This is a genomic window from Pseudomonas sp. 24 E 13 (genome assembly GCF_900004715.1).
GTDB lineage: Bacteria > Pseudomonadota > Gammaproteobacteria > Pseudomonadales > Pseudomonadaceae > Aquipseudomonas > Aquipseudomonas orientalis_A.
Genome location: NZ_CVTO01000148.1, coordinates 25219 through 47285 on the forward strand (window position 1 = coordinate 25219; position 22067 = coordinate 47285).

The following is a 22067-nucleotide window of genomic DNA, read 5'->3' on the forward strand; positions in this document are numbered from 1 at the left end:
ACACAGGTGACGCAGAGCGTCACGGGCTGCATTCCCACGCGGGAGCGTGGGAACGATCTGTGATAAAAAAACGCCCGACCTTCGCAGGCCGGGCGTTTTTGTGCCCTGTGAAAATCAGGACTGACTGGATGGCGTCGGCGTTACCGGCGTTGCAGTCGGGGTAGCAGCCGTGTGCGACGGTGCGGACACCGAATTGGCTGTCGAAGCGGCCGGTGCTGCCGCTGTTGCCGGCTTGGCCGACGCAGCAGTCTTTTGCGCTGCTGGCTTTTTCGCTACCGCGGGCTTTTTTGCCGCTGCAGGTTTTGCCGCAGGCTTGGCTGCTGACTTCGCAGCGGCTGGTTTGGCAGCCGGTTTAGCCGCAGGTTTTGCAGCGGCTTTAGCGGCCACTGGCTTAGCGGCAGGCTTGGTGGCCGGTTTGGCGGCAGCGGTTTTGGCTGCGGGCTTGGCGGCCGGTTTTGCAGCAGCTTTGGCGGGCGCCTTGGCCGCAGGTTTTGCAGCCGGTTTGGCGGCCGGTTTTGCCGCAGGCTTGGCGGCGGCAGTCTTGGCTGGCGCCACTTTGGCGCCTGTGAGTTTTTCGATTTGCTTGGTCAGGGTGTCGACCTTGCTGTGCAGCGTTTTAAGCTCTGCCTTGCTCGGCACGCCCAGTCGCGAAATGGCACTGTTGAGGCGTTTGTCGAAGGTTTCTTCCAACTTGTTCCACGTGTCGGAAATACTCGACTTGGCCGAACCTGCGCTCGCCTTGGCCGCATCGACTTTTTTACCCACAGTGCTCTTGGTCAACTTCTCGGCCTTCTCGCCGTCCTTGACCAGCGTCTCGAAGTACTTGCCGCCGTCACTGCTCACCTTCGAATACACGCCTAAACCAGCAAGCCAGATCTTTCGGGAATATTTTTCAACTTCCCCGACCCACGAGCTGCCTTCTTTCTGAGTAGTTTTTTTAACAGCCATCCCGATGTCTCCTTAGTGTTTACGCGCGACACGTTCGAGCAATGCCGTCAGCTCTTCGAGCTTAGCAGAGAGTGTCTCAACGTCATGTTTAGACGCAATGCCGATTCGATTCAAGGCACTTGCAACACGCGAGTCAAATGCTTTTTCAACTTTATCCAGTTGAACTTCAACCCGGCGGCCGACACTCGATACGTTACTCTTTACTTGATCAATCTGACTGTTAGCGGCATCAAGTTGTTCAATGGCAACTTTTTTGCTTTTACTTTCAATATGTTGACCGCTCTTAACCAGCTCATTGAAGTATTCGCCGCCCTCGCTGCCGACCTTGGCGTAGGCACCAAGACCCGCCAGCCAGATCCTGCGGGCATAGCGTTTGACCTCACTCAGGGCAGTGGTCTGACTGTCGATTTTTTTCTGCAAAATAACGTTGGCCATGGTGCACCTCACATAGAACCGGGTGGAGGAACCGCCCGCCGGAGTTGGGGGCTTGGGCACAACGTAGGGTGAAAAATTAGAATCGGCACCCTAAGAGCGTCGAATCAGGCCAGCGCTTTATCCAGGGCTTTTTCGATTTCGGACTTGAGGGTACCGCTCATGGCCGACATCAACAGGCCCAGTTCAACATCGATACGCAATGCATCATCAAAGACCTGAACGGTGCCTTTAACGCCCGACCGCTTGAGGTTCAGGGAATCGCCGGACCACGACGACTCCACGCCATATTTATCCTTGAGTTTCTGCGCCAGCGTGTCGGCCTTCGCCCGTGCGGCGGCTTTACCCAGGGAATGCTCACGCTCAACGGTTATACGCGCCATTGCAATGGCTCCTTTCTATGAGGGCTTGGAAACCTTCCATGCGGCAAAAGGTCTCGATAAGCACCTATCTTACCTTCAGCCTTGCCAAGACAAAGCAGGCCCCGGGGATTATCATGTCCCGCATTCTCTTTTGGTGACAGCGATATGACTGATCAGCGCAAAGGCAGCGATGCCGAACCCACCACTCACTTCGGCTTCAAGAACGTCCCGGAAAGCCAGAAAGCGGAAAAAGTCGCTGAGGTGTTCCACTCCGTAGCCGCCAAGTACGACTTGATGAACGACGTGCTCTCCGGTGGCATGCACCGCCTGTGGAAGCGTTTCACCATCGAATTGTCGGGCGTACGCACCGGCAATCGCGTGCTCGACATCGCCGGCGGCACGGGCGATTTGGCCGCCAAGTTTTCCAAGCTGGTAGGGCCTACCGGCCAGGTGGTACTGGCCGATATCAACGGCTCGATGCTCAAGGTCGGTCGCGACCGCCTGCTCGACAAGGGCGTGGCCGGCAATATCGAATTCGTCCAGGCCGATGCGGAAAAACTGCCGTTCCCCGACAACCACTTCGATTGCGTGACCATCGCTTTCGGTCTGCGCAACGTCACCCACAAGGAAGACGCGATACGCTCGATGCTGCGCGTGCTCAAACCGGGTGGCCGCCTGCTGGTGCTGGAATTCTCCAAGCCGACCAACGCGCTGATGTCCAAGGTGTACGACACCTATTCGTTCGCCTTCATGCCGTTGATGGGCAAGCTGATCACCAATGATGCCGAGAGCTACCGCTACCTGGCCGAATCGATCCGCATGCACCCCGACCAGGAAACCCTGAAGTCGATGATGGTGGAGGCCGGTTTCGACCGCGTGACCTACCACAACATGACCTCGGGCATCGTCGCCCTGCACCGCGGCATCAAGCCCTGATGCTGCTCGCAGGCCTTCTCGCCAGCGTCGAGCACGGCCTCAACCGTGTTTTGCGCCTGGACAGCACCGCCCTGGCGCGGCTTGCGCACCTGACCGGCAAAGTTATCGCCGTCGATTGCCGCAGCCCTGCCTTGCAGCTGTTCATCCTGCCCAGCGATGAGGGCCTGCTGCTCGCGTCGCAATGGGCCGCCGAGGCCGACTGCACCCTGCGTGCGCCCGCCGCCAGCCTGGTGCACCTGGCCCTGAGCCGCAACAAGACCGCTATCCTGCACAGCCCCGAAGTGGCGCTGGAAGGCGACAGCGCGGTGCTGATGGACCTGGCCGCCGTGCTGCAGGACCTGGAGCTGGACTGGGAATACGAACTCTCGCGCTGGCTCGGCCCCGTCGCCACCCAGTTGCTCGGCGGGCACCTGCGCAGCCGTTCGCGCTGGTACCAGCAAGGGTTCGCCAGCCTCAACCAGAACCTCGCCGAATACTTGAGCGAAGAATCGCGCACCCTGGTCGGGCAACGGGAAGCGCAAGCGCGCTTTCGTGAGCTCGACAAGGCCAAAATCGACCTGGAACGTCTCGAGGCCCGCTTCGAGCGCCTGAGCCGTTCCCTTGATCCAAGCGATAACGCATGAAGCTGCTCGCCGTCCGCCGTTTGTTTCGTATCCAGCGCGTCGTAATCCGCTACCGCCTCGATGACCTGCTGTTTGCCCTGCCCCTGCCATGGTTCCTGCTCGCGGTGCGCTATGTGCTGCCGTGGCGCTGGTTGCCGCGCAGAAAACTGGAACTGAGCCGAGGTGCTCGCGTGCGCCTGGCGTTGCAGGACCTGGGGCCGATCTTCATCAAGTTCGGGCAGATTTTGTCGACCCGCCGCGACTTGCTGCCCGAAGACATCGCCGATGAGCTGATGCTGCTGCAGGACCGTGTGCCGCCGTTCGATTCGCAGTTGTCGATGAAGCTGATCGAAGAGCAACTGGGCAGGAAGATCAGCGAGGTGTTCAGCCGCTTCGATGTCGAGCCGCTGGCTTCGGCCTCGGTTGCGCAGGTGCATGCCGCGCAGCTCAAGAGCGGTGAAGAAGTGGTGGTGAAGGTGATTCGCCCGGGCCTCAAGCCGATCATCGGCCAGGACCTGGCGTGGCTGTTCATCCTGGCCCGCGCCGCCGAACGGTTCTCCGCCGATGCGCGCCTGCTGCATCCGGTGGATGTGGTGGCCGACTACGAAAAAACCATCTACGACGAACTCGACCTGCTGCGCGAAGCGGCCAACGCCAGCCAGCTGCGCCGCAACTTCGAAGGCTCGCAGCTGCTGTACGTGCCGCAAGTGTATTGGGACTGGTGCCGCCCCAAAGTGCTGGTGATGGAGCGCATCTACGGCGTGCAAGTCACCGACCTCGCGACCCTGGCCGACCAGCGCACCGACATGAAAATGCTCGCCGAGCGCGGCGTGGAGATTTTCTTCACCCAGGTGTTCCGCGACAGTTTCTTCCACGCCGACATGCACCCGGGCAACATCTTCGTGAGCACCGTCAACCCGTGGAGCCCGCAGTACATTGCGATCGACTGCGGCATCGTCGGCAGCCTCACGCCGGAAGACCAGGACTACCTGGCGCGTAACCTGTTCGCCTTTTTCAAGCGTGACTATCGCCGCGTGGCGCAGTTGCACATTGATTCGGGCTGGGTGCCGGCGGAAACCAAACTGAATGAATTCGAAGCGGCGATCCGCACCGTGTGCGAACCGATCTTTGAAAAACCGTTAAAGGATATTTCCTTCGGTCAGGTGCTGATGCGCCTGTTCCAGACCGCGCGGCGCTTCAATATGGAAGTGCAGCCGCAGTTGGTGCTGCTGCAGAAAACCTTGCTCAACATCGAAGGCCTGGGCCGCCAGCTGTACCCGGACCTCGATCTGTGGAACACCGCGCAGCCGTTCCTGGAACGTTGGATGCGTGAGCGGATGAGCCCGAAGACCATGCTGGGCAACCTGCACAGCCAGATGGAACAGCTGCCGCACCTGGCCAACATGACCCGCGACCTGCTTGAGCGCATGTCCCAGCCTCACGCCAGGGACCCTGAGCCGCCATGGCGCAAGCGCAAGGACGACTGGTTCCTGCGCCTGCTCGGCGCCGCGCATCTGGTGGGTGGGGTCATGCTGGCGATTGGCGGACCGTTGAATCAACTGAGCTACTGGCCGGCCGCGATCATGGTCGCCGTGGGCGTTTATCTGATCGTGCGTCGATAACCCATCCGGTTATACACTGTCGCAAATTGCCGGAGCCGAACATGAAAGACTGGCTGGACGAGATCAAGTGGGACAGTGACGGCCTGGTGCCGGCCATTGCCCAGGACTACAAGACCGGGCGCGTGCTGATGATGGCCTGGATGAACCGCGAGGCCCTGAGCCTGACCGCCGCCGAGCAGCGCGCCATCTACTGGTCACGTTCGCGTGGCAAACTGTGGCGCAAGGGCGAAGAGTCCGGGCATGTGCAAACCCTGCATGAGCTGCGCCTGGACTGCGATGCCGACGTGGTGATCCTCAAGGTCGAACAGATCGGCGGCATCGCCTGCCACACCGGCCGTCACAGTTGCTTCTATCGCGTGTTCGAGAACGGCGAATGGAAGGTGGTGGAACCGGTGCTCAAAGACCCGCACGCCATTTATTCGGCAGGACACTGACCATGAGCGATACCCTCAACCGCGTGGCCCAGGTGCTGGAAGAGCGCAAGGGCGCGGATGCCGACAGTTCCTATGTCGCCAGCCTCTATCACAAGGGTCTGAACAAGATCCTGGAAAAACTCGGCGAAGAATCCGTCGAAACGATCATTGCCGCCAAGGATGCGCAGATCAGCGGCGATTGCAGCGATGTCATCTATGAGACCGCCGACCTGTGGTTCCATAGCCTGGTCATGCTCGCCCAACTGGGGCAGCATCCACAGGCCGTGCTGGATGAACTGGACCGTCGCTTCGGCCTGTCCGGGCACGCCGAGAAGGCTGCACGCCCGTCCACCTGAACAACTTTTATCGAGGATTTGCAGCATGGGTATTTTTGACTGGAAACACTGGATCGTCATTCTGGTGGTCGTGGTACTGGTGTTCGGCACCAAGAAACTCAAGAACCTGGGCACCGATGTCGGCGAGTCGATCAAGGGCTTTCGCAAAGCCATGAACGACGACGAAAAGCCGGCAGAACCCACTGCAAACCCGGTTCCACCGGCCCAGCCTGTGCACCCGCAGGCCGCCCAGCCGATCACCGAGCGTCGTACCTTCGACGTGCAGGCTGAAAAAGTCGAAGAGCCGACCCGCAAAGACTCGTGAGCACTGACTAATGTTTGGTATCAGCTTCTCTGAACTGCTGCTCGTCGGCCTCGTGGCCCTGCTGGTATTGGGCCCCGAACGCCTGCCCGGTGCGGCACGCACGGCCGGCCTGTGGATCGGGCGCCTGAAACGCAGTTTCAACGCGATCAAACAGGAAGTTGAGCGGGAAATCGGTGCCGACGAGATCCGCCGGCAATTGCACAACGAGCACATCCTGTCGTTGGAGCAGGAGACGCGCAAGATTCTGTCGCCGGTGCAGGAGCCCGCCAAACCGGTGGAACCTGTGGCCCAGAACAGTATCGCGCCGGCGACTGAAGCCGCCCCACCGGCACCGACCGCGCCAACAGAGCCTGCGCCGACGCCCGTTGCGTCGCCCGCGCCCCATGACCCTACATTGCCGCCGCGAGCCCCATGAGCGCTGATAAACCGGAAAACGACCAGCACATGCCGCTGGTCTCGCACCTCACCGAGCTGCGTACCCGCCTGCTGCGTTGCGTAGCGGCCATCTTCATCATCTTTGCCGGGCTGTTTGCCTTCACCCAGCAGATCTATACCTTCGTCTCCACGCCGCTGCGCCAGTATCTGCCGGCCGGCGCGACGATGATCGCCACCGACGTGTCTTCGCCGTTCCTGACGCCGTTGAAGCTGACCATGATGGTTTCGCTGTTCCTGGCGATCCCGGTGATCCTGCATCAGATCTGGGGCTTCATCGCGCCGGGGCTGTACAAGCATGAGAAGCGCATCGCCGTGCCGTTGCTGGTGTCGAGCATCCTGCTGTTCTATACCGGCATGGCCTTCGCCTACTTCCTGGTGTTCCCGCTGATCTTCAAATTCTTCGCCGCCGCCACCCCGGCCGGCGTGGAAATGATGACCGACATCACCAGCTACCTCGACTTCGTGATGACGCTGTTCTTCGCCTTCGGCGTAGCCTTCGAAATTCCGGTGGCGGTGGTGTTGCTGGTGTGGATCGGCGTCGTCAACGTGGCTTACCTGAAGAAAATCCGCCCCTACGTGATCATCGGCTGCTTCGTGGTCGGCATGATCCTTACCCCGCCGGACATCTTCTCCCAGACCCTGCTGGCCGTGCCGATGTGGATGCTGTTCGAGATCGGCATCCTGTTCAGCGGCTTGATCAGCAAGCGTGGCGAGCACCCGGACGACCAGACTGCCGACGACGACCAGCCGCCAGCGACCCAGCCGTGAACCTGCTGCTGCTGGAAGACGCCGACTTTATCGCGGCCGACCGGGTGGTGTTGCGTGATCGGCGCCTGGTGCATATGCAGGAGGTCCATCGCGCCGTAGTGGGCGATAACGTGCGCGTGGGCCGCATTGGCGGGCTGATGGGTAATGCCCAACTGCTGCGCCTGGAAGCCGGGGAAGCCGAGCTGCACGTCAGCTTCGACCAGGCGCCGCCGAGCAAACTGCCGCTGACCCTGCTGCTGGCCCTGCCTCGCCCGAAAATGCTGCGTCGGGTGCTGCAAACGGTGGCCGCCATGGGCGTGCCGAAGGTTGTACTGGTCAACAGCTACCGCGTGGAAAAAAGCTTCTGGCAGACCCCGTTCCTGGAGCCTGAAGCGATTCGCGAGCAGCTGATCCTCGGCCTGGAACAGGCGCGGGACACGGTATTGCCCGAGATCATTATCGAGAAGCGCTTCAAGCCGTTCGTTGAAGATCGCTTGCCGGCCATGACCACCGGCACGCTTGGCCTGATCGGCCACCCCGGCGACTACCCGCCCTGCCCTCGCGGCCTGGATGAACCGGTGACCCTGGCGATCGGGCCGGAAGGTGGCTGGATACCCTATGAAGTCGAATTGCTGAGCAAGGCCGGCCTGCAGCCGGTGCAACTCGGTGCGCGCATCCTGCGGGTTGAAACCGCCGTGACCGCCCTGCTCGCCCGCTTGTTCTGACACCAGTCCAGTGTGGGAGGGGGCTTGCCCCAATGCCAGTCAGCTAAGGCTTTTTGTAGGAGCGAGCTTGCTCGCGAAAAACGTCAACGATAACGCGTGCTTCCTGAATGAACGCGGTGCCTGTGAGTTTTTCGCGAGCAAGCTCGCTCCTACAGGGGGTGGTGTACGCTTAAATGATTGGCATTAGGGCAAGCCCCCTCCCACATTGGATCGTGTTGCTACAGAATCTTGCGTACATGCCGATAACCCCGGAATAAGTCCAAGCCTTGTTCCAGGGGAGTTTGCAGCATGTATCGTTGGTTAGCCGAAAAGCTGGGGAATGTCAGCGTCAAAACCAAGTTGGGCGTCGGCTTCGGCCTGGTGTTGCTGCTTACATTAATCATCACACTCACCGGCTGGGCCGGGCTCTCGGGCGTGATCAGCCGTGGCGACAAACTGGGCTACATTGCCAGCCTCAACGACTTGAGCAAGGAACTGCGCATCGCGCGCCTGGACTTTGAAATGCGTCGTGGCGAGCAGGGCCCGGGGGCAGTCAACGGATTTCTGGGCCAGCTGGAAAGCGGCCTGAAAACGGCCCGGGCGCTGATTGAACAGCCCGCCGATATCGCGCTGGTCGATGACCAACTCGCCGCCGTTGACCAGTACAAGCGCGCCTTCGACACCATGGTCCAGGCCGGTGCCAATCGCGAAAACGCGCGCAGCAAGCTCGGCGATACTGCTGACAATGCGGTGCTCAAAGTCGGTGAAGTGGAAAAGACCCTGCTACAGGGCGACAGCGTCAGCCAGTTCAACAGCATCGTCGACCTGAGCAAGCTGATCCAGCAGGCGCGGTTCCAGGTGCGCGGCTACACCTACAGCGGCAAAGTCGAAGCCGAGCAGCCCGCGCTGGATGCCATCGATAATGCCCTGAAGAAAATCGCCGCGCTCAACGGCCAGCTACCTGATCAATTTTCCACCAACCTGCAACAGGCCGGCACCTCGCTGCAAGCCTACCGCGCCGCTGTCAGCCAGTACCGTGACTCGCAGGTGGCCAGCGCCGCCGCGCTGAAAATCATGAACGTCCAGGGCGACATTCTGTTGGACCGCAGCAGCAAACTCACTGCCTCGCAAACCGTGGTCCGCGACAGCGACGCCGCCCAAGCCAAACAGCTGTTGCTGCTGTCTACCCTGCTGGCGCTGCTGTTTGGCCTCGTCGCCGCCTGGGCCATCACCCGCCAGATCATCATCCCGCTCAATCAAACCCTCAAGGTCGCCGAGCGCGTGGCCTCGGGCGACCTCAGCCACAACCTGGAGTCCGCCCGCCAGGATGAACTGGGCCAACTGCAACGCGCCATGCAGAGCATGACCGTGGGCCTGCGCGAGCTGATCGGTGGTATCAGCGACGGCGTGACCCAGATCGCCAGCGCCGCCGAGCAACTGTCGGCCGTCACCGAGCAGACCAGCGCCGGGGTCAACAGCCAGAAGGTCGAGACCGACCAGGTCGCCACGGCCATGAACGAAATGGCCGCCACCGTGCAGGAAGTGGCGCGCAATGCCGAAGAAGCGTCGGAAGCCGCCGTGGCCGCCGATGTGCAGGCCCGCGAAGGCGACCGAGTGGTCGGTGAAGCCATCGCCCAGATCGAACGCCTGGCCACCGAAGTCGGCAACTCGACGATCGCCATGGGCGATCTGAAGCGCGAAAGTGACAAGATCGGCAGCGTGCTTGACGTTATCAAGTCCGTGGCCCAGCAGACCAATCTGCTGGCGCTTAACGCGGCCATTGAAGCGGCGCGTGCCGGTGAAGCCGGGCGTGGCTTCGCCGTGGTCGCCGACGAAGTGCGCAGCCTGGCCCAGCGCACACAGAAGTCCACCGAGGAGATCGAGGAGCTGATCGTCGGCCTGCAAAACGGCACGCAGCAGGTGGCGACCATCATGGACAACAGTCGCGGCCTGACCGACAGCAGTGTCGAACTGACGCGCCGGGCCGGCAGCGCGCTGGAGAGCATCACCCGCACCGTGTCGACCATCCAGGCGATGAACTCGCAGATCGCCACCGCCGCCGAGCAGCAAAGCGCCGTTGCCGAAGAGATCAACCGCAGCGTGTTGAATGTGCGCGATGTCTCCGAGCAAACGTCTTCGGCCAGCGAAGAAACGGCGGCGTCCAGTGCTGAGCTGGCGCGCCTGGGCATCTACTTGCAAACCCTGGTCGGTCGCTTCCGCATCTGACCGAACTTGCGCGGCAGCCGATTGCGGCTGCCGCATCTTGTGAAATTTCCTACACGGTTATCAGCCCGCCCTCACTCCAATTCGAATTAGCGTTCATCTGTCGCGAAACGCTTTTTTCTGAATGGGAGGTGCGCCATGTTATCTCGGCTGACCCGCATGCTGGCGAACGCCAGCGTACGCCTCAAGCTCGCGCTGGGTTTTGGCCAAGTGCTGATGCTCAGCTTCATCATCTCTGCAACGGGCTGGCAGGCCTTGAACGCCATCCTTTATCGCTCCGACAGCCTGACGAGCCTGGGCGAGCTGGCCGTCCAGGCGCAGGCCATGCGCGCCGACCGCATCGTGTACCGCACCCTGGCGGACAAGGCCAGCCTGGACCAGATGACGCAGAAGATCGAGAAAATCGACCAGCATCTGACAGACCTTTCGCAGCGCCTGATAGACCCGGTCGATCTGCAACGCATTGCAGAGGCGGCAAGCCTGGTAGCCGACTTCAAGACGGCGCTGGCGCAGCTACCGGCCTTGATCGAGCAGCGCGAGAACATCCGCCCGGCGCTGAAGACATCTGCCCTGCAAGCCAGTGACACCCTGGCCCAATTCGCCAGCGACTTGCCCGACCAGAATGACGAAAAGGCGCTCGATGCCATCGAGCAATTGCGCCAAGCCATGGAGCAGGCTGAGGATCGCGCCCAGAACCCCGCCTGGGCGGCCGACTCATTGCAAGCCTATACCGAGGCTGCCAACCAGACGCTGGACGCCCTGGATGCCGCACAGGCCACCGTCACCACGCTGCCGGTGGACTCCACGCTGCTCAAAACCGACCTGGCCAATTACCGCGCACAACTGGTCAAGCTCAAGGAAGCCCAACTCAACGTCGAAACCCTGCAAAACCGCTTCGAGCAGCAACTCAACGAGTTGCGCGAGAAAAGCGACTTGCTGAGCCAGAGCCAGAACACCAAGCGCAATCAGGAGGCGGCCCAGACTCATACATTGCTGATCGGCGTCACTCTGGCTGCGCTGGTATTGGGAGCGCTGGCCGCGTGGTGGATTGCCCGGCAGATCGCCTCGCCGTTGCGTGGCATCCTGATCGCCGCCAACCGTGTGGCCGAGGGCGACTTGAGCCACGACATCAAGGTGGAGCGTCGCGACGAGCTGGGCCAACTGCAACACAGCATCGGGCAAATGACCCGCAGCCTGCGCAGCCTGATCAGCGGCATCGGTGACAGCGCCCGCCAGATCGCCGGTGCGGCGACGCAGTTGTCCACTGTCACTGAGCAGACCCGTAACGGGCTCAACCAGCAGAAAGATGAAACCGACCAGGTGGCAACGGCGATGAATCAAATGCTCGCCACCGCCCAGGAGGTTGCGCGCCATGCCGAACGCGCGTCCGTTGCCGCCAACGAAGCAGATCAGCAGGCCGGCGCCGGCGAGCAGGTGGTCACTCAGGCCGTTGAGCAAATCGGCAACCTGGCCAGTGAAATGGCTTTGTCCGGCCGCGCAATGCTGACCCTGCAACAGGAAAGCCAGAAGATCGCCAGCGTGCTGGACGTTATCAAGTCCGTGTCCCAGCAGACCAACCTGCTGGCCCTGAACGCAGCGATCGAAGCGGCGCGCGCGGGCACTGCCGGCCAGGGGTTTGCCGTGGTCGCCGATGAAGTACGCAGCCTGGCCCAACGTACGCAGGAATCGGCTGAAGAAATCGAAGGGCTGATCCTCGGCCTGCATAACGGTACCCAGCAGGTAGCCGACATCATGGACAGCAGCCGCAACCTGACCGACAACAGCGTTGCCCTGACCCGCGACGCCGGCGAGGCCCTGGCGGCGATTGCCCGCACGGTGGCGGTGATCCAGGAAATGAACCCGCAGATTGCCGCCGCCGCCGAGCAGCAAAGCGCAGTGGCCGAGGAAATCAATCGCAGCGTATTGAAGGTGCGGGATGTGTCGGAACAGACCGCTGCCGCCAGCGAGGAAACGGCGGCGGCGAGTGTTCAATTGACGAGGCTGAGCGTGGATCTGCAGACGCTGGTCGGCAAATTCAAGCTCTGAAGAACCACCACTGTAGGAGCGAGCTTGCTCGCGAAAAGCCCAAGGCCGCCGCGTTCATTTAAGTGCGCTGCGTTATCGTTGACGATCTTCGCGAGCAAGCTCGCTCCTACAGTCATAGCACCTGGCGTAGGAAAGCCTGGGCGCGTGGGTCCTTGGGCGCATCGAAGAACTCGGCCGGCGCCGCGTCTTCCAGCAATTTGCCGTGATCGAAAAACAACACCCGGTCCGCCACCTCACGGGCAAAGCCCATCTCGTGGGTGACGCAGACCATGGTCATGCCTTCCAGGGCCAGGGTCTTCATGACGTCGAGCACTTCGCCGACCATTTCCGGGTCCAGCGCCGAGGTCGGTTCGTCAAACAGCATCACCTTGGGCTCCATTGCCAGGGCTCGGGCAATCGCTACCCGCTGCTGCTGGCCTCCAGAAAGCCGCGACGGAAACTCATTGGCTTTCTGGGCGATACCGACCTTCTCCAGCAATGCCAGGGCCTTGGCCTCACGCTCGCGCTTGCCGCGCTTGCGCACGACCTTTTGCGCCAGGCACAGGTTCTCCAGCACGGTCATGTGGGGGAACAGGTTGAAATGCTGGAACACCATGCCGACTTCACGGCGGTAGGCATTCACATCGGTCTTCGGGTCGGCCAGTTGCAGGCCGTCGATGCTGACCGAACCTGAATCGAATTCCTCCAGCCCATTAAGACAGCGCAGAAAGGTGGACTTGCCGGAACCGGACGGGCCGATCACCACCAGCACTTCGCCCCTGGCTACCTGGGTGGTGACATGGTCCACGGCGCGCACCACATGGCCACGGGTATCGAAGACTTTTACCAGATCGCGAACTTCAATCACTTTGCGCGAGCCTCCGCTCAAGCCGGCTGGCCATCTTCGACAGCGGCAGGTTGATCAGCAGGTACAGGCCTGCCACACAGAACAGAATTTCAAACGGCGAAAACGAGGTGGTGATCACTTCGCGCCCGCTCTTGAGCAACTCGGTGATCGCGATCACCGAGACCAGCGAGGTGTCTTTCACCAGGCTGATGAATTGACCGGCCAGCGGCGGCAGGACGCGCTTGAACGCCTGCGGCAACACCACATGCCGCATCGACTGGCTGGCGCTCAAGCCCAGGGAGCGCGCGGCCTCGTCCTGGCCACGGGTAATCGATTGCACACCGGCACGCACGATTTCCGCCACGTAGGCGCCGGTGAACAGCGACAGTGCCGCGATCCCGGCAAACTCCCGAGAAAGGTTGAGTACCGTGCCGATAAAGAAATAGAAAATGAAGATCTGTACCAGCAGCGGCGTACCGCGCACCAGTTCGACGTAGATCGTCGACAGGTCGCGCAGGGTCGGGTTGCTGGACAGCCTGCACAAGCCGGTGGCCAGGCCAATCGCCAGGCCCAGGATGCCGGACACCACCGACAACCACAGCGTGGTCCACAGGCCCCACATCAACGGGCCCAGTGCCCAATGGCGGTTGACACCGATGACGTCACCTTCAGCCACATCATCGCCACGCGCCACTTGCAGGCTGTTGTCGGCGACCGTCACCTTCTGCTCGGCACCGGCATCACTGCGCAGCGTCACCTCGGCCACATCGCCCTTGCGGACCAGCTCGATGACGGTGGAAATATCGGCTGCACGCTGCGCTTCTTCGGCCTGATAGGCGAAATACTGCGGCACGCGGTTCCAGCGCCATTCGTAGGACATCAGCGAGGTGGCGTAGTACAAGGCGCCGGCCAGGCCGACCAGCACGACCACGGTCAGCAGGTGCCAGGGCCATTGGGCTTTTTTCTGTTTCATTTCACTGTCCGCATAGGTGTTGCCTGGTCGGCCGCCATCGGGGGCAAGCCCCCCTCCCACATTTGGAATGCGTTTCCCTGTGGGAGGGGGCTTGCCCCCGATACAGGCAACTCGGTCTTAAGCCTTATTCCATATCCTTGAGCCACTCGGAGCTCTTGAACCACTTGTCATGGATGCGATCGTAGGTGCCGTCGTTCCTGATCTGGTGCAGGAAGTTGTTGATGAAGTTGATGCTGTCGTAGTCGCCTTTCTTCAAGCCGAACGCCAGGGGCTCAAAGGTGAAGGGTTCTTCCAGGAACACCAGCTTGCCGTTACCGACTTTCTTCTCGGCCACCACGTTGTACGGGGCGTCGTAGACAAAGGCGTCCGCCTTGCCGTTGACCACGTCCAGCACGCCTTCCTGCTCGTTGTCGTAGCCGTGGTACTTGGCTTTGGCGATCAGCTTCCTGGCGACCATCTCACCGGTGGTGCCCAGCTTGGAGGTCAGGCGGTATTTTTCATCGTTCAGGTCTTTGTAGGACTTGATGGTGCCTTCCAGCTCCTTGCGAATCAGCAGGGTCTGGCCGACCACGATGAAGGGTTCGCTGAAGTTCAGGCGCAGGTTGCGTTCCTGGGTCAGGGTCATGCCGCTGCCGATCATGTCGAACTTGCCGGTCAGGAAGGCCGGGATGATGCCGTCGTAGCCGGTGGACACCAGCTCAAGCTTGACGCCCATGGACTTGGCCATGGCCTTGAGGATGTCGACTTCAAAGCCGATGATTTCACCGCGCTTGTCGGTCATTTCGAACGGCATGTAGGTCGGGTCCATGCCGACTTTCAGCGTGCCGCGCTTGACCGCATCATCGATGGCGCCAGCCTGGGCCGCAGTCGCCGCCACCAGTGCGGTGACGCCGAGCATCAGCATCGAAAGATACTTTTTCATCATCAAGACCCCTGAACGTTTTTTGTAAGGCCGGCGCAGTATGGGCTGCGCCATTTCGGGGTGCGATCCTAACGCACTCGCTGCCCGTCACAAAGGTTTCACGACTAAATGTTATCGACGCAGATAAGAGAAACACTACGGCGCTGCGCCTGACTAAACGCCTGGACGGGTCGACGCGCAGACTCGCTAATGAGTTGATGTGTAAGTAGTTATGACCATCAGTCGATCTCCGCCATCCAGGCAGTGTCCCTGAACCACTTGTCATGCAGTTGATCGTAGGTGCCGTCCTGGGCCACCTGGTTGAGGAAGTGATTGATCCAGTTGAGGCTGTCGTAGTCACCTTTCTTCAGGCCGAACGCCAGGGGCTCAAAGGTAAACGGCTGCTCCAGCGTCAACAATGCGCTGTTCTCGGGCCGCGTCATGGCGATCAGGTTGTAGGGCGCATCGTAGACAAAGGCGTCGGCCTTGCCCTCCACCACGTGGCGCACGCCCTCCTCCGGCGTAGTGAAACGCTTGAGCCGCGCCGCCCCCAGGAAGCGCTGCGCCGCTGCCTCGCCAGTGGTGCCTTCGGTGACTGCGATCAGATAGCCAGACTCGTCCAGGTCTTCGATACTCGATGCTTTGCCGGCCAGGCGCGGGTGCAGCAGGACCGACTGGCCCACCACGATAAAAGAGTCACTGAAGTTGAGGTACAGGTTGCGCTCCTGGGTGACCGTCATGCCGCTGCCGATCAGGTCGTACTTCTCCGCCATCAGCCCCGACAGCAACTCCGTGTAAGGCACCGCGACCAGTTCGAGTTCTACCCCCAGCGCGCGGCTCATCGCCTGGAGCAGGTCGATCTCGAAGCCGATGATGCGTCCCTGCTTGTCCGTCATTTCGAACGGTACGTAAGTCGGCGTGGTGCCCACTTTCAGCACGCCACGGCGCACAGCGTCGTCAATCGCCCCGGCACAGAGCAAGCCGGTGTGAAGCAATGCGACAACACCTATCAGCAGTGCCGAACAATACCTTTTGAACATGTGTGCCCCCGTGGCGCGTCAAATTTGGGGGGCGATGCTACCCCAGCCACAGGCACGGCAATACGCTTCGAACGAAGGTCTTTTGTTTCGAAATAACAAGGAGTTAAGGAGGAAAGGAAGCGGCGCAAAACGCTGTAGGACCAGCGCTTGAAACGCCCCCGAGGTGGGCCCTCGGGGGCGTCTGAATCAGGCCGGTTGAGCCTGGGACGACAGCGGTTGCAGCGGGAGCAATGGCGCGTGCGGATCAGCCTTGATCGAAGCACGCCAAGCATCCAGCCACTCGGCGTGGCCTTCGCTCCACACCTGTTCATGCAAACGCGCCAGGGCTACCGGGTCGCTGAGCAGGGCCAGGCGCTCGCTGTTGGTGAGGCCGGCCGGGCCGACTTTCAACGCGTGACGAACACGCTCCACCCGCAGGTACTCGATCGGCTCCGCCTCGCGGTGCCGCGAGGTCGCCAGGGCACAGGCCAGGGCGTTCTGCTGCGGGTCGACCACCGAACGCACAAACCCGTCATTGAGCGCGTGCCAACGGTTTTCGTGGGTGTACTTCTCGGTCGACAGCAATGCCTGCGGCGGATTGTATTCCTCGGGGATCAGGAACAGGCTCTCATCGCGGGACTTGAGGCCCAGCTTGACCCGGCTGGAAATCACCGACACCGGGATCGACAGCATCAGCGAACCGACGATCGGGATCAGCCACCACAAGAAGCTTGGGTTGAGCCACACCACCAGTAACGCCCACAAAAAGCCCAGCAAGGTCTGCGGACCGTGACGCTTGACCGCTTCGCTCCACGGCGTGGAGTCGTCGTCGCGCTGCGGCGAGTTCCAGGTCGCGGCCCAGCCGAGGAACGCGGCCAGTACAAAGCGGGTGTGGAAGATCATGCGCACCGGCGCCAGCAGCATGGAGAACAGCATCTCCAGCAGCATCGACAGGGTCACCTTGAACTTGCCGCCGAACTCTTTGGCGCCCTTGGCCCAGATCAGGATGATGCTCAGCAGTTTAGGCAGGAACAGCAGCACGATGGTGGTGGAGAACAGTGCCACCGCCTTGTCCGGATGCCATTGCGGCCACAGCGGGTACAACTGGCGCGGCGCCATGAAGTACTGCGGCTCCATCAGGGTGTTCACCGCCAGCAAGGCCGTCGACAACACCAGGAAGAAAAACCACAACGGCGCCGACAGGTAGGACATCACGCCGGTCAGGAACACCGCACGGTGCACCGGGTGCATGCCCTTGACCAGGAACAGGCGAAAGTTCATCAGGTTACCGTGGCACCAGCGACGGTCACGCTTGAGTTCATCCAGCAGGTTCGGCGGCAGTTCTTCGTAGCTGCCCGGCAGGTCGTATGCAATCCACACGCCCCAGCCGGCGCGGCGCATCAGCGCTGCTTCAACGAAGTCGTGAGAGAGGATCGCACCGGCAAACGCGCCCTTACCCGGCAACGGCGCCAGGGCGCAGTGCTCGATAAACGGCTTCATGCGGATGATCGCGTTGTGGCCCCAGTAATGGGATTCACCCAACTGCCAGAAGTGCAGACCGGCGGTAAACAGCGGACCATAAACGCGGGTGGCGAACTGCTGCATGCGCGCATACAGGGTGTCCATGCCCGACGCACGCGGCGCGGTCTGGATAATCCCGGCATCCGGCGTGGCTTCCATCAGGCGTACCAGGCTGGTCAGGCATTCGCCGCTCATCACGCTGTCGGCGTCGAGCACCACCATGTACTTGTAGTCACCGCCCCAGCGACGGCAGAAGTCGTCGAGGTTGCCGCTCTTGCGCTTGACGCGACGGCGACGGCGGCGATAGAAAATCTTGCCGAAACCACCGGCTTCGCGGCACACGTCGAGCCAGGCTTGCTGTTCGGCAATGCAGATATCCGCTTCATTACTGTCGCTGAGCACGAAGAAATCGAAACGGTCCAGGTCGCCGGTCGCGGCCACCGATTCGAACGTGGCGCGCAGACCGGCGAACACCCGGGGCACGTCCTCGTTGCAGATCGGCATCACCAGCGCGGTACGTGCATCCTTGGGAATCGGCTCGTCGCCGGCACTTTTACCGGAGATACGGTATTTGTCGTGACCGGTCAGCAGCTCGAGGAAACCCATCAGCGCGGTCCAGAAACCGGCCGACACCCAGCAGAACAGAATCCCGAACATGATCAGGATGCTGGTCTGCAGTGCGTAAGGCAGTACCTGGGTAGCGGTTTGCAGCAGGGTCTGGTTGCGGATCTCGTCGAAGTCGACCAGCGACCAGCCCTGGTACGGCATGATGCCTTTCATGTACCAGCCGGCGACGATGGTCTGGCCAAGCATCAGCACCAGCAGGATATAGCGGCGGATCGAACCCACGGTACGCCAGCGCGCAGCGGGCAGTATCCGTTCGTCCTTCGGCGGCTTCGGCGGGTTGGTGCGCCCGGTCATCCGGCGCCAGCCGCGTACCAGGATGTTGGTGCGCCAAGGCTCGGGCACCACTTTGGTCCGACGGATCGGCGGCGTGGCCTTCAGGCACACGCGGCCGCTGGCGTCGAGCGCCAGCATCTCCGCGTCCTGCAGCTCTTCGGCCGTGCTCAGGGTCAGCCTGCGGCCCACCGACGCTTGGGCGGCGTCGGTGGGTGCGTCGAAGGTGGCGGACGACAGGCGTTCGTGCAGCTCGCTGAAGGAGCTGCAGCCCGCCAGCTCGGCGCGCTGCTCAGCCGTCATGGGGAGATGCGCCAGATACTCGGTCAGAGTTTCCGGCTTGACTTGTGAATTACTCATCGGCGGGCAACTGGTAGCTCCAGGTTTCGGTCAGGACTTGTTCAGTCTTGGCCGGCTCCGGCGTGACAGGGGCCGGTGCAGCTTCTGGCTGCTTGGCGTCCTTGTCCTTCGCCTCTTTGGCGTCTTTTTTGGCCTGTTTTTCGTGTTGCTTGGCCAGGACCTTGTCAGCCTTGAGCACGTGGGTCGAGAGCTGTTCAGGCTCGGCCTGTGCAATTTCCTGCACCAGCGCCGCACGCATTTCAGTCGGCTTGCTCGCGTCCTTGATCTTCATGCGCAGGGTCAGGCGCCAGCCTTTGGTGTGCTCGTTGTAGCGCACGCTGTTTTCAACCAGCTCAGCGTTGTCGCCAACGCTTACCTGGCTGCGTACCGGGGCGTCAGGCAGCAGTTTCTTCAGGGCCGGGCCCTCGAAGTCCACCAGGTAGGCCACGGTGCCGTCCGGCTGACGGATCAGGTTGGATTGCTTCACGTCACCGGTGGAACGCAAGGTCTGCTTGACCCAGGCGCTGTCCGGCGAATGGAAGGCGGCATCGTCCAGCGTCCAGTGCAGGCGGTAGGACACATCCAGCGGCTTGCCGACTTCCGGCAGTTCGGCCGGGCTCCAGAAGGCAACGATGTTGTCGTTGGTTTCGTCAGCGGTCGGAATTTCTACCAGGTCGACGGTGCCTTTGCCCCAGTCGCCCTCAGGTTCGATCCAGGCGCTTGGGCGCTTGTCGTAGTTGTCGTCCAGATCTTCGTAGTGGCTGAAGTTGCGACCGCGTTGCAGCAGGCCGAACCCACGCGGGTTTTCCACGCTGAAGTTGCTGACCGACAGGTGTTTAGGGTTGTTCAGCGGGCGCCAGATCCACTCGCCATTGCCGGCATGGATCGACAGGCCGCTGGAATCGTGCAGTTCACGACGGTAGTTGAGGACCTTGGACGGCTGGTTGGCGCCGAACAGGAACATCGAGGTCAGCGGGGCCACGCCCAGCTTGCTCACCTTGTCGCGCAGGTACATCTGGGACTTGACGTCGACCACGGTGTCGGTGCCCGGACGCAGGATCAGGCGGTAGGCGCCCGTCGCACGCGGCGAATCGAGCAGGGCGAAGATCACCAGGTGCTTGTCGCCCGGCTTCGGACGCTCGATCCAGAACTCGGTGAAACGCGGGAATTCTTCGCCGGACGGCAGCGCGGTGTCGATCGCCATGCCACGGGCGGACAGGCCGTACACCTGGTCCTTGCCGACGACGCGGAAATAGCTGGCGCCGAGCATGGTCATGATTTCGTCTTGCTTGTCGGCCTTGTTGATCGGGAACAGCACCCGGAAGCCGGCATAACCCAACTGTTCGGTGGCTTTCGGATCAAACTTCACGTCGCCGAAATCGAAACGATTGGGGTCGTACTTGATTTCCTGGACGCTGTCGGCGGTGACTTCATTGATTTTCACCGGCGTATCGAAGTGCATACCCTGGTGATAGAAGGACAGCTTGAACGGGGTGTTCTGATCGGCCCACTCGGCTTTTTCATTACGGAAACGAATCTTCTGGTAGTCAGCGAATTTCATTTCGCGAAATTCGTTCGGCAGATTGCTGCGCGGAGCTTCGTATTTCTGCCCGGCCAGCTCTTTTGCCTTGGCCGATACATCGTCCAGACTGAATGCCCACAGTTGACCCGCGCCGAACAGGCAGAACAGGGCAGAGCCCGTCACCAGTGCGTTTCGTAACCGTTTGGCAGACAATTTTGGTGCATTACAGGGACTAACAATCACGAGCAACCCTCGCCGAAAACAGATCAAAAAACCAACGGCCAGCTATCTATATGCCAGGTTGGCGAGCATTGTTCCGACTCCGCAGGGGCAAAATGATTCCCCACTGGTTTGCCGGACAAGTCTCTACCTAAGTCAAAAATGGACCAAACAACGCTGATCCCCGTAGCGCGCGATTATCTAGCAGCCCGCGAGACAACGCATCAGGGACAACGAAGTATTTGTAGCGAAACCCTGCGTTTTTAGGCATTAAAGTCGTTTTTCATACATTCAGGTCTGTAGGAGAAAGGTCACAGGGCCATCATTGACCAAATGCACCTGCATATCCGCGCCAAAACGCCCTGATGCCACCTTGCCATGCAATTGTTGCGCTTGTAACAACAAGTGATCAAAAAGCGCCGCTCCGAGGGCCGGCGGGGCTGCCGTGGAGAAGCTCGGCCGCAGTCCGCTTTTGGTATCCGCCGCCAGGGTGAACTGCGATACAAGCAACAGCCCGCCGTCGACATCCTTCAACGACAGGTTCATCTTGCCCTCATCGTCGCTGAACACCCGATAGTTAAGCAGCTTGTGCAGCAGTTTGTCGGCGCTTTCAGGCGTATCTGAAGGTTCGACGGCCACCAGCACCAACAAACCCTGGTCAATCGCCCCGACTATTTCGCCGGCCACCTCGACACGGGCGCCTCGCACCCGTTGCAACAAGCCCTTCATGCTTCCTCAGGCGGTAAATCAAGCAGGCGTCGTGCCATTTCGCCGGTTGCGCGCACCAGCGCATCGGTAATGCCAGGCTCGGACGCGGCATGCCCCGCCTCGCGGATCACCTGCAATTCACTGTTCGGCCAGGCCTGGTGCAGCGCCCAGGCGTTATCCAACGGGCAAATCATGTCGTAGCGGCCGTGGATGATGACCCCGGGCAGATGGGCGATCTTGTGCATATCGCGAATCAGCTGGTCAGGCTCCAGGAACGAGTTATTGGTGAAGTAATGGCATTCGATGCGGGCGATGGACAAGGCACGCTGCGGCTCGGAGAAGCGCTCGACATGCTGCGGGCTCGGACACAGGCCCAGCATGCGCCCTTCCCAGCCGGACCAGGCCTTGGCCGCGTGCATCTGGGCGATCTGGTCGTTGCCGGTCAGACGCTTGTGATACGCCGCGATCATGTCGTGACGCTCTTCCACCGGGATCGGGGCCAGGTAGTCCTGCCAGTAATCCGGGAACAGCCGGCTCGCGCCCTCCTGGTAGAACCAATGAATGTCCTGAGGACGCGCCAGGAAAATGCCGCGCACGATCAAGCCGTGCACACGCTCGGGGTGGGTTTGCGCGTAGGCCAGGGACAGCGTCGAACCCCAGGAGCCACCAAACAGCACCCATTTGTCGATGCCCAGGTGCTCGCGGATGCGCTCAAGGTCGGCGACCAGGTCCCAGGTGGTATTGTTTTCAAGGCTGGCGCGGGGGGTGGAGCGTCCGCAACCGCGCTGGTCGAAGGTGACGATGCGGTACAGGTTCGGATCGAAGTAGCAACGGCTCTGCGCGTCGCAACCGGAGCCGGGGCCGCCATGGATGAACACCACAGGCAGGCCCTCGGGGGAGCCGCTTTCATCGACGTACAGGGTGTGAACATCATCGACTGCCAGATCGTGCCGGGCATAGGGTTTGATCTGCGGGTACCAAGTCTGCATTGCGCGCTCCGTGGGGTGTCGGG

General features: G+C 61.2%; 21 protein-coding genes and 2 pseudogenes. 12 read left to right on the top strand and 11 right to left on the bottom strand.

Going from position 1 to position 22067, the window contains the following annotated elements:
• Positions 1-114: 114 nt before the first annotated feature.
• The 3 genes from BFP90_RS21035 to BFP90_RS21045 all read right to left on the bottom strand — a co-directional run bounded on the left by BFP90_RS21035 (position 115) and on the right by BFP90_RS21045 (position 1763).
• On the bottom strand, positions 115-948 hold the full coding sequence (locus BFP90_RS21035) for a phasin family protein (protein WP_065897899.1): 834 nt from the start codon (positions 946-948) through the stop codon (positions 115-117).
• 12 nt (positions 949-960) lie between these two features.
• Entirely contained in the window at positions 961-1383 is a 423-nt protein-coding gene (locus BFP90_RS21040; RefSeq protein WP_065885715.1) for a phasin family protein, read from the bottom strand.
• Between the two features lie 104 nt (positions 1384-1487).
• Positions 1488-1763, bottom strand: a complete 276-nt coding sequence (locus BFP90_RS21045) for a polyhydroxyalkanoic acid system family protein (protein WP_065893706.1) — start codon at positions 1761-1763, stop codon at positions 1488-1490.
• Between the two features lie 144 nt (positions 1764-1907).
• Between BFP90_RS21045 and ubiE the strand changes: the two genes are divergently transcribed.
• The 12 genes and pseudogenes from ubiE to BFP90_RS21100 all read left to right on the top strand — a co-directional run bounded on the left by ubiE (position 1908) and on the right by BFP90_RS21100 (position 12130).
• Positions 1908-2678 carry a bifunctional demethylmenaquinone methyltransferase/2-methoxy-6-polyprenyl-1,4-benzoquinol methylase UbiE gene (gene ubiE, locus BFP90_RS21050; RefSeq protein WP_003171186.1) on the top strand — a complete coding sequence of 257 codons (771 nt, stop codon included), beginning with the start codon at positions 1908-1910 and terminating at the stop codon, positions 2676-2678.
• A complete protein-coding gene (locus tag BFP90_RS21055; protein ID WP_065893707.1) occupies positions 2678-3301 on the top strand; it encodes a ubiquinone biosynthesis accessory factor UbiJ in 624 nt (207 codons plus the stop codon). Before ubiE ends, BFP90_RS21055 begins: the two co-directional genes overlap by 1 nt.
• Positions 3298-4902, top strand: a complete 1605-nt coding sequence (ubiB, locus tag BFP90_RS21060; protein ID WP_065893708.1) for a ubiquinone biosynthesis regulatory protein kinase UbiB — start codon at positions 3298-3300, stop codon at positions 4900-4902. The genes BFP90_RS21055 and ubiB overlap by 4 nt, the downstream gene beginning before the upstream one ends.
• Positions 4903-4943: 41 nt before the next feature.
• Positions 4944-5336 carry a phosphoribosyl-AMP cyclohydrolase gene (gene hisI, locus BFP90_RS21065; protein ID WP_065893709.1) on the top strand — a complete coding sequence of 131 codons (393 nt, stop codon included), beginning with the start codon at positions 4944-4946 and terminating at the stop codon, positions 5334-5336.
• Between the two features lie 2 nt (positions 5337-5338).
• The gene (locus BFP90_RS21070; RefSeq protein ID WP_057724443.1) at positions 5339-5671 is read left to right on the top strand and encodes a phosphoribosyl-ATP diphosphatase; all 333 of its coding nucleotides are present in this window, start codon (positions 5339-5341) and stop codon (positions 5669-5671) included.
• 25 nt (positions 5672-5696) lie between these two features.
• The gene (locus tag BFP90_RS21075) at positions 5697-5975 is read left to right on the top strand and encodes a twin-arginine translocase TatA/TatE family subunit (protein ID WP_065885720.1); all 279 of its coding nucleotides are present in this window, start codon (positions 5697-5699) and stop codon (positions 5973-5975) included.
• 10 nt (positions 5976-5985) lie between these two features.
• A complete protein-coding gene (tatB, locus tag BFP90_RS21080; RefSeq protein WP_065893710.1) occupies positions 5986-6390 on the top strand; it encodes a Sec-independent protein translocase protein TatB in 405 nt (134 codons plus the stop codon).
• Positions 6387-7178 carry a twin-arginine translocase subunit TatC gene (gene tatC, locus BFP90_RS21085; protein WP_065885722.1) on the top strand — a complete coding sequence of 264 codons (792 nt, stop codon included), beginning with the start codon at positions 6387-6389 and terminating at the stop codon, positions 7176-7178. Before tatB ends, tatC begins: the two co-directional genes overlap by 4 nt.
• Positions 7175-7882, top strand: a complete 708-nt coding sequence (locus BFP90_RS21090) for a 16S rRNA (uracil(1498)-N(3))-methyltransferase (protein WP_065897900.1) — start codon at positions 7175-7177, stop codon at positions 7880-7882. Before tatC ends, BFP90_RS21090 begins: the two co-directional genes overlap by 4 nt.
• 288 nt (positions 7883-8170) lie before the next feature.
• Positions 8171-9181, top strand: a pseudogene (locus tag BFP90_RS29680) (methyl-accepting chemotaxis protein); the annotation flags it as partial.
• 201 nt (positions 9182-9382) lie between these two features.
• Positions 9383-10087: a methyl-accepting chemotaxis protein gene (locus BFP90_RS29685; RefSeq protein ID WP_370671216.1), complete on the top strand. Its 705-nt coding sequence runs from the start codon at positions 9383-9385 to the stop codon at positions 10085-10087.
• Between the two features lie 135 nt (positions 10088-10222).
• Positions 10223-12130: a methyl-accepting chemotaxis protein gene (locus tag BFP90_RS21100; protein WP_065897902.1), complete on the top strand. Its 1908-nt coding sequence runs from the start codon at positions 10223-10225 to the stop codon at positions 12128-12130.
• A gap of 112 nt (positions 12131-12242) precedes the next feature.
• Here BFP90_RS21100 and BFP90_RS21105 read toward each other — a convergent pair whose 3' ends face one another.
• From BFP90_RS21105 to pip, 8 genes and pseudogenes are all read right to left on the bottom strand, one after another.
• Positions 12243-12977, bottom strand: coding sequence for an amino acid ABC transporter ATP-binding protein (locus BFP90_RS21105; protein ID WP_065885726.1), 735 nt, complete (start codon positions 12975-12977; stop codon positions 12243-12245).
• Positions 12970-13929 (bottom strand): amino acid ABC transporter permease, encoded by a 960-nt coding sequence (locus tag BFP90_RS21110; protein WP_065885727.1) that lies wholly within the window; start codon positions 13927-13929, stop codon positions 12970-12972. Before BFP90_RS21110 ends, BFP90_RS21105 begins: the two co-directional genes overlap by 8 nt.
• Positions 13930-14053: 124 nt before the next feature.
• Positions 14054-14851, bottom strand: coding sequence for a transporter substrate-binding domain-containing protein (locus BFP90_RS21115; protein ID WP_065893741.1), 798 nt, complete (start codon positions 14849-14851; stop codon positions 14054-14056).
• A 218-nt stretch (positions 14852-15069) separates the two neighbouring features.
• Positions 15070-15870, bottom strand: coding sequence for a transporter substrate-binding domain-containing protein (locus BFP90_RS21120; RefSeq protein ID WP_065893714.1), 801 nt, complete (start codon positions 15868-15870; stop codon positions 15070-15072).
• Positions 15871-16054: 184 nt separating this feature from the next.
• Positions 16055-18627: pseudogene (gene mdoH, locus BFP90_RS21125) on the bottom strand (glucans biosynthesis glucosyltransferase MdoH); the annotation flags it as partial.
• On the bottom strand, positions 18620-20371 hold the full coding sequence (locus BFP90_RS21130; RefSeq protein WP_065897920.1) for a glucan biosynthesis protein G: 1752 nt from the start codon (positions 20369-20371) through the stop codon (positions 18620-18622). The pseudogene mdoH and the gene BFP90_RS21130, both read right to left, overlap by 8 nt.
• Before the next feature lie 267 nt (positions 20372-20638).
• Complete coding sequence (gene dtd / locus BFP90_RS21135; RefSeq protein WP_065885730.1) at positions 20639-21076, bottom strand: D-aminoacyl-tRNA deacylase; 438 nt, start codon at positions 21074-21076, stop codon at positions 20639-20641.
• The gene (pip, locus tag BFP90_RS21140; RefSeq protein WP_065885731.1) at positions 21073-22044 is read right to left on the bottom strand and encodes a prolyl aminopeptidase; all 972 of its coding nucleotides are present in this window, start codon (positions 22042-22044) and stop codon (positions 21073-21075) included. Before pip ends, dtd begins: the two co-directional genes overlap by 4 nt.
• Between the last annotated feature and the right edge of the window lie 23 nt (positions 22045-22067).

Coding starts and splice junctions, on each gene's coding strand:
- BFP90_RS21035 (WP_065897899.1), bottom strand. CDS start 948: ATGGCTGTTAAAAAAACTACTCAGAAAGAAGGCAGCTCGTGGGTCGGG.
- BFP90_RS21040 (WP_065885715.1), bottom strand. CDS start 1,383: ATGGCCAACGTTATTTTGCAGAAAAAAATCGACAGTCAGACCACTGCC.
- BFP90_RS21045 (WP_065893706.1), bottom strand. CDS start 1,763: ATGGCGCGTATAACCGTTGAGCGTGAGCATTCCCTGGGTAAAGCCGCC.
- ubiE (WP_003171186.1), top strand. CDS start 1,908: ATGACTGATCAGCGCAAAGGCAGCGATGCCGAACCCACCACTCACTTC.
- BFP90_RS21055 (WP_065893707.1), top strand. CDS start 2,678: ATGCTGCTCGCAGGCCTTCTCGCCAGCGTCGAGCACGGCCTCAACCGT.
- ubiB (WP_065893708.1), top strand. CDS start 3,298: ATGAAGCTGCTCGCCGTCCGCCGTTTGTTTCGTATCCAGCGCGTCGTA.
- hisI (WP_065893709.1), top strand. CDS start 4,944: ATGAAAGACTGGCTGGACGAGATCAAGTGGGACAGTGACGGCCTGGTG.
- BFP90_RS21070 (WP_057724443.1), top strand. CDS start 5,339: ATGAGCGATACCCTCAACCGCGTGGCCCAGGTGCTGGAAGAGCGCAAG.
- BFP90_RS21075 (WP_065885720.1), top strand. CDS start 5,697: ATGGGTATTTTTGACTGGAAACACTGGATCGTCATTCTGGTGGTCGTG.
- tatB (WP_065893710.1), top strand. CDS start 5,986: ATGTTTGGTATCAGCTTCTCTGAACTGCTGCTCGTCGGCCTCGTGGCC.
- tatC (WP_065885722.1), top strand. CDS start 6,387: ATGAGCGCTGATAAACCGGAAAACGACCAGCACATGCCGCTGGTCTCG.
- BFP90_RS29685 (WP_370671216.1), top strand. CDS start 9,383: ATGGCCGCCACCGTGCAGGAAGTGGCGCGCAATGCCGAAGAAGCGTCG.
- BFP90_RS21100 (WP_065897902.1), top strand. CDS start 10,223: ATGTTATCTCGGCTGACCCGCATGCTGGCGAACGCCAGCGTACGCCTC.
- BFP90_RS21110 (WP_065885727.1), bottom strand. CDS start 13,929: ATGAAACAGAAAAAAGCCCAATGGCCCTGGCACCTGCTGACCGTGGTC.
- BFP90_RS21115 (WP_065893741.1), bottom strand. CDS start 14,851: ATGAAAAAGTATCTTTCGATGCTGATGCTCGGCGTCACCGCACTGGTG.
- BFP90_RS21120 (WP_065893714.1), bottom strand. CDS start 15,870: ATGTTCAAAAGGTATTGTTCGGCACTGCTGATAGGTGTTGTCGCATTG.
- dtd (WP_065885730.1), bottom strand. CDS start 21,076: ATGAAGGGCTTGTTGCAACGGGTGCGAGGCGCCCGTGTCGAGGTGGCC.
- pip (WP_065885731.1), bottom strand. CDS start 22,044: ATGCAGACTTGGTACCCGCAGATCAAACCCTATGCCCGGCACGATCTG.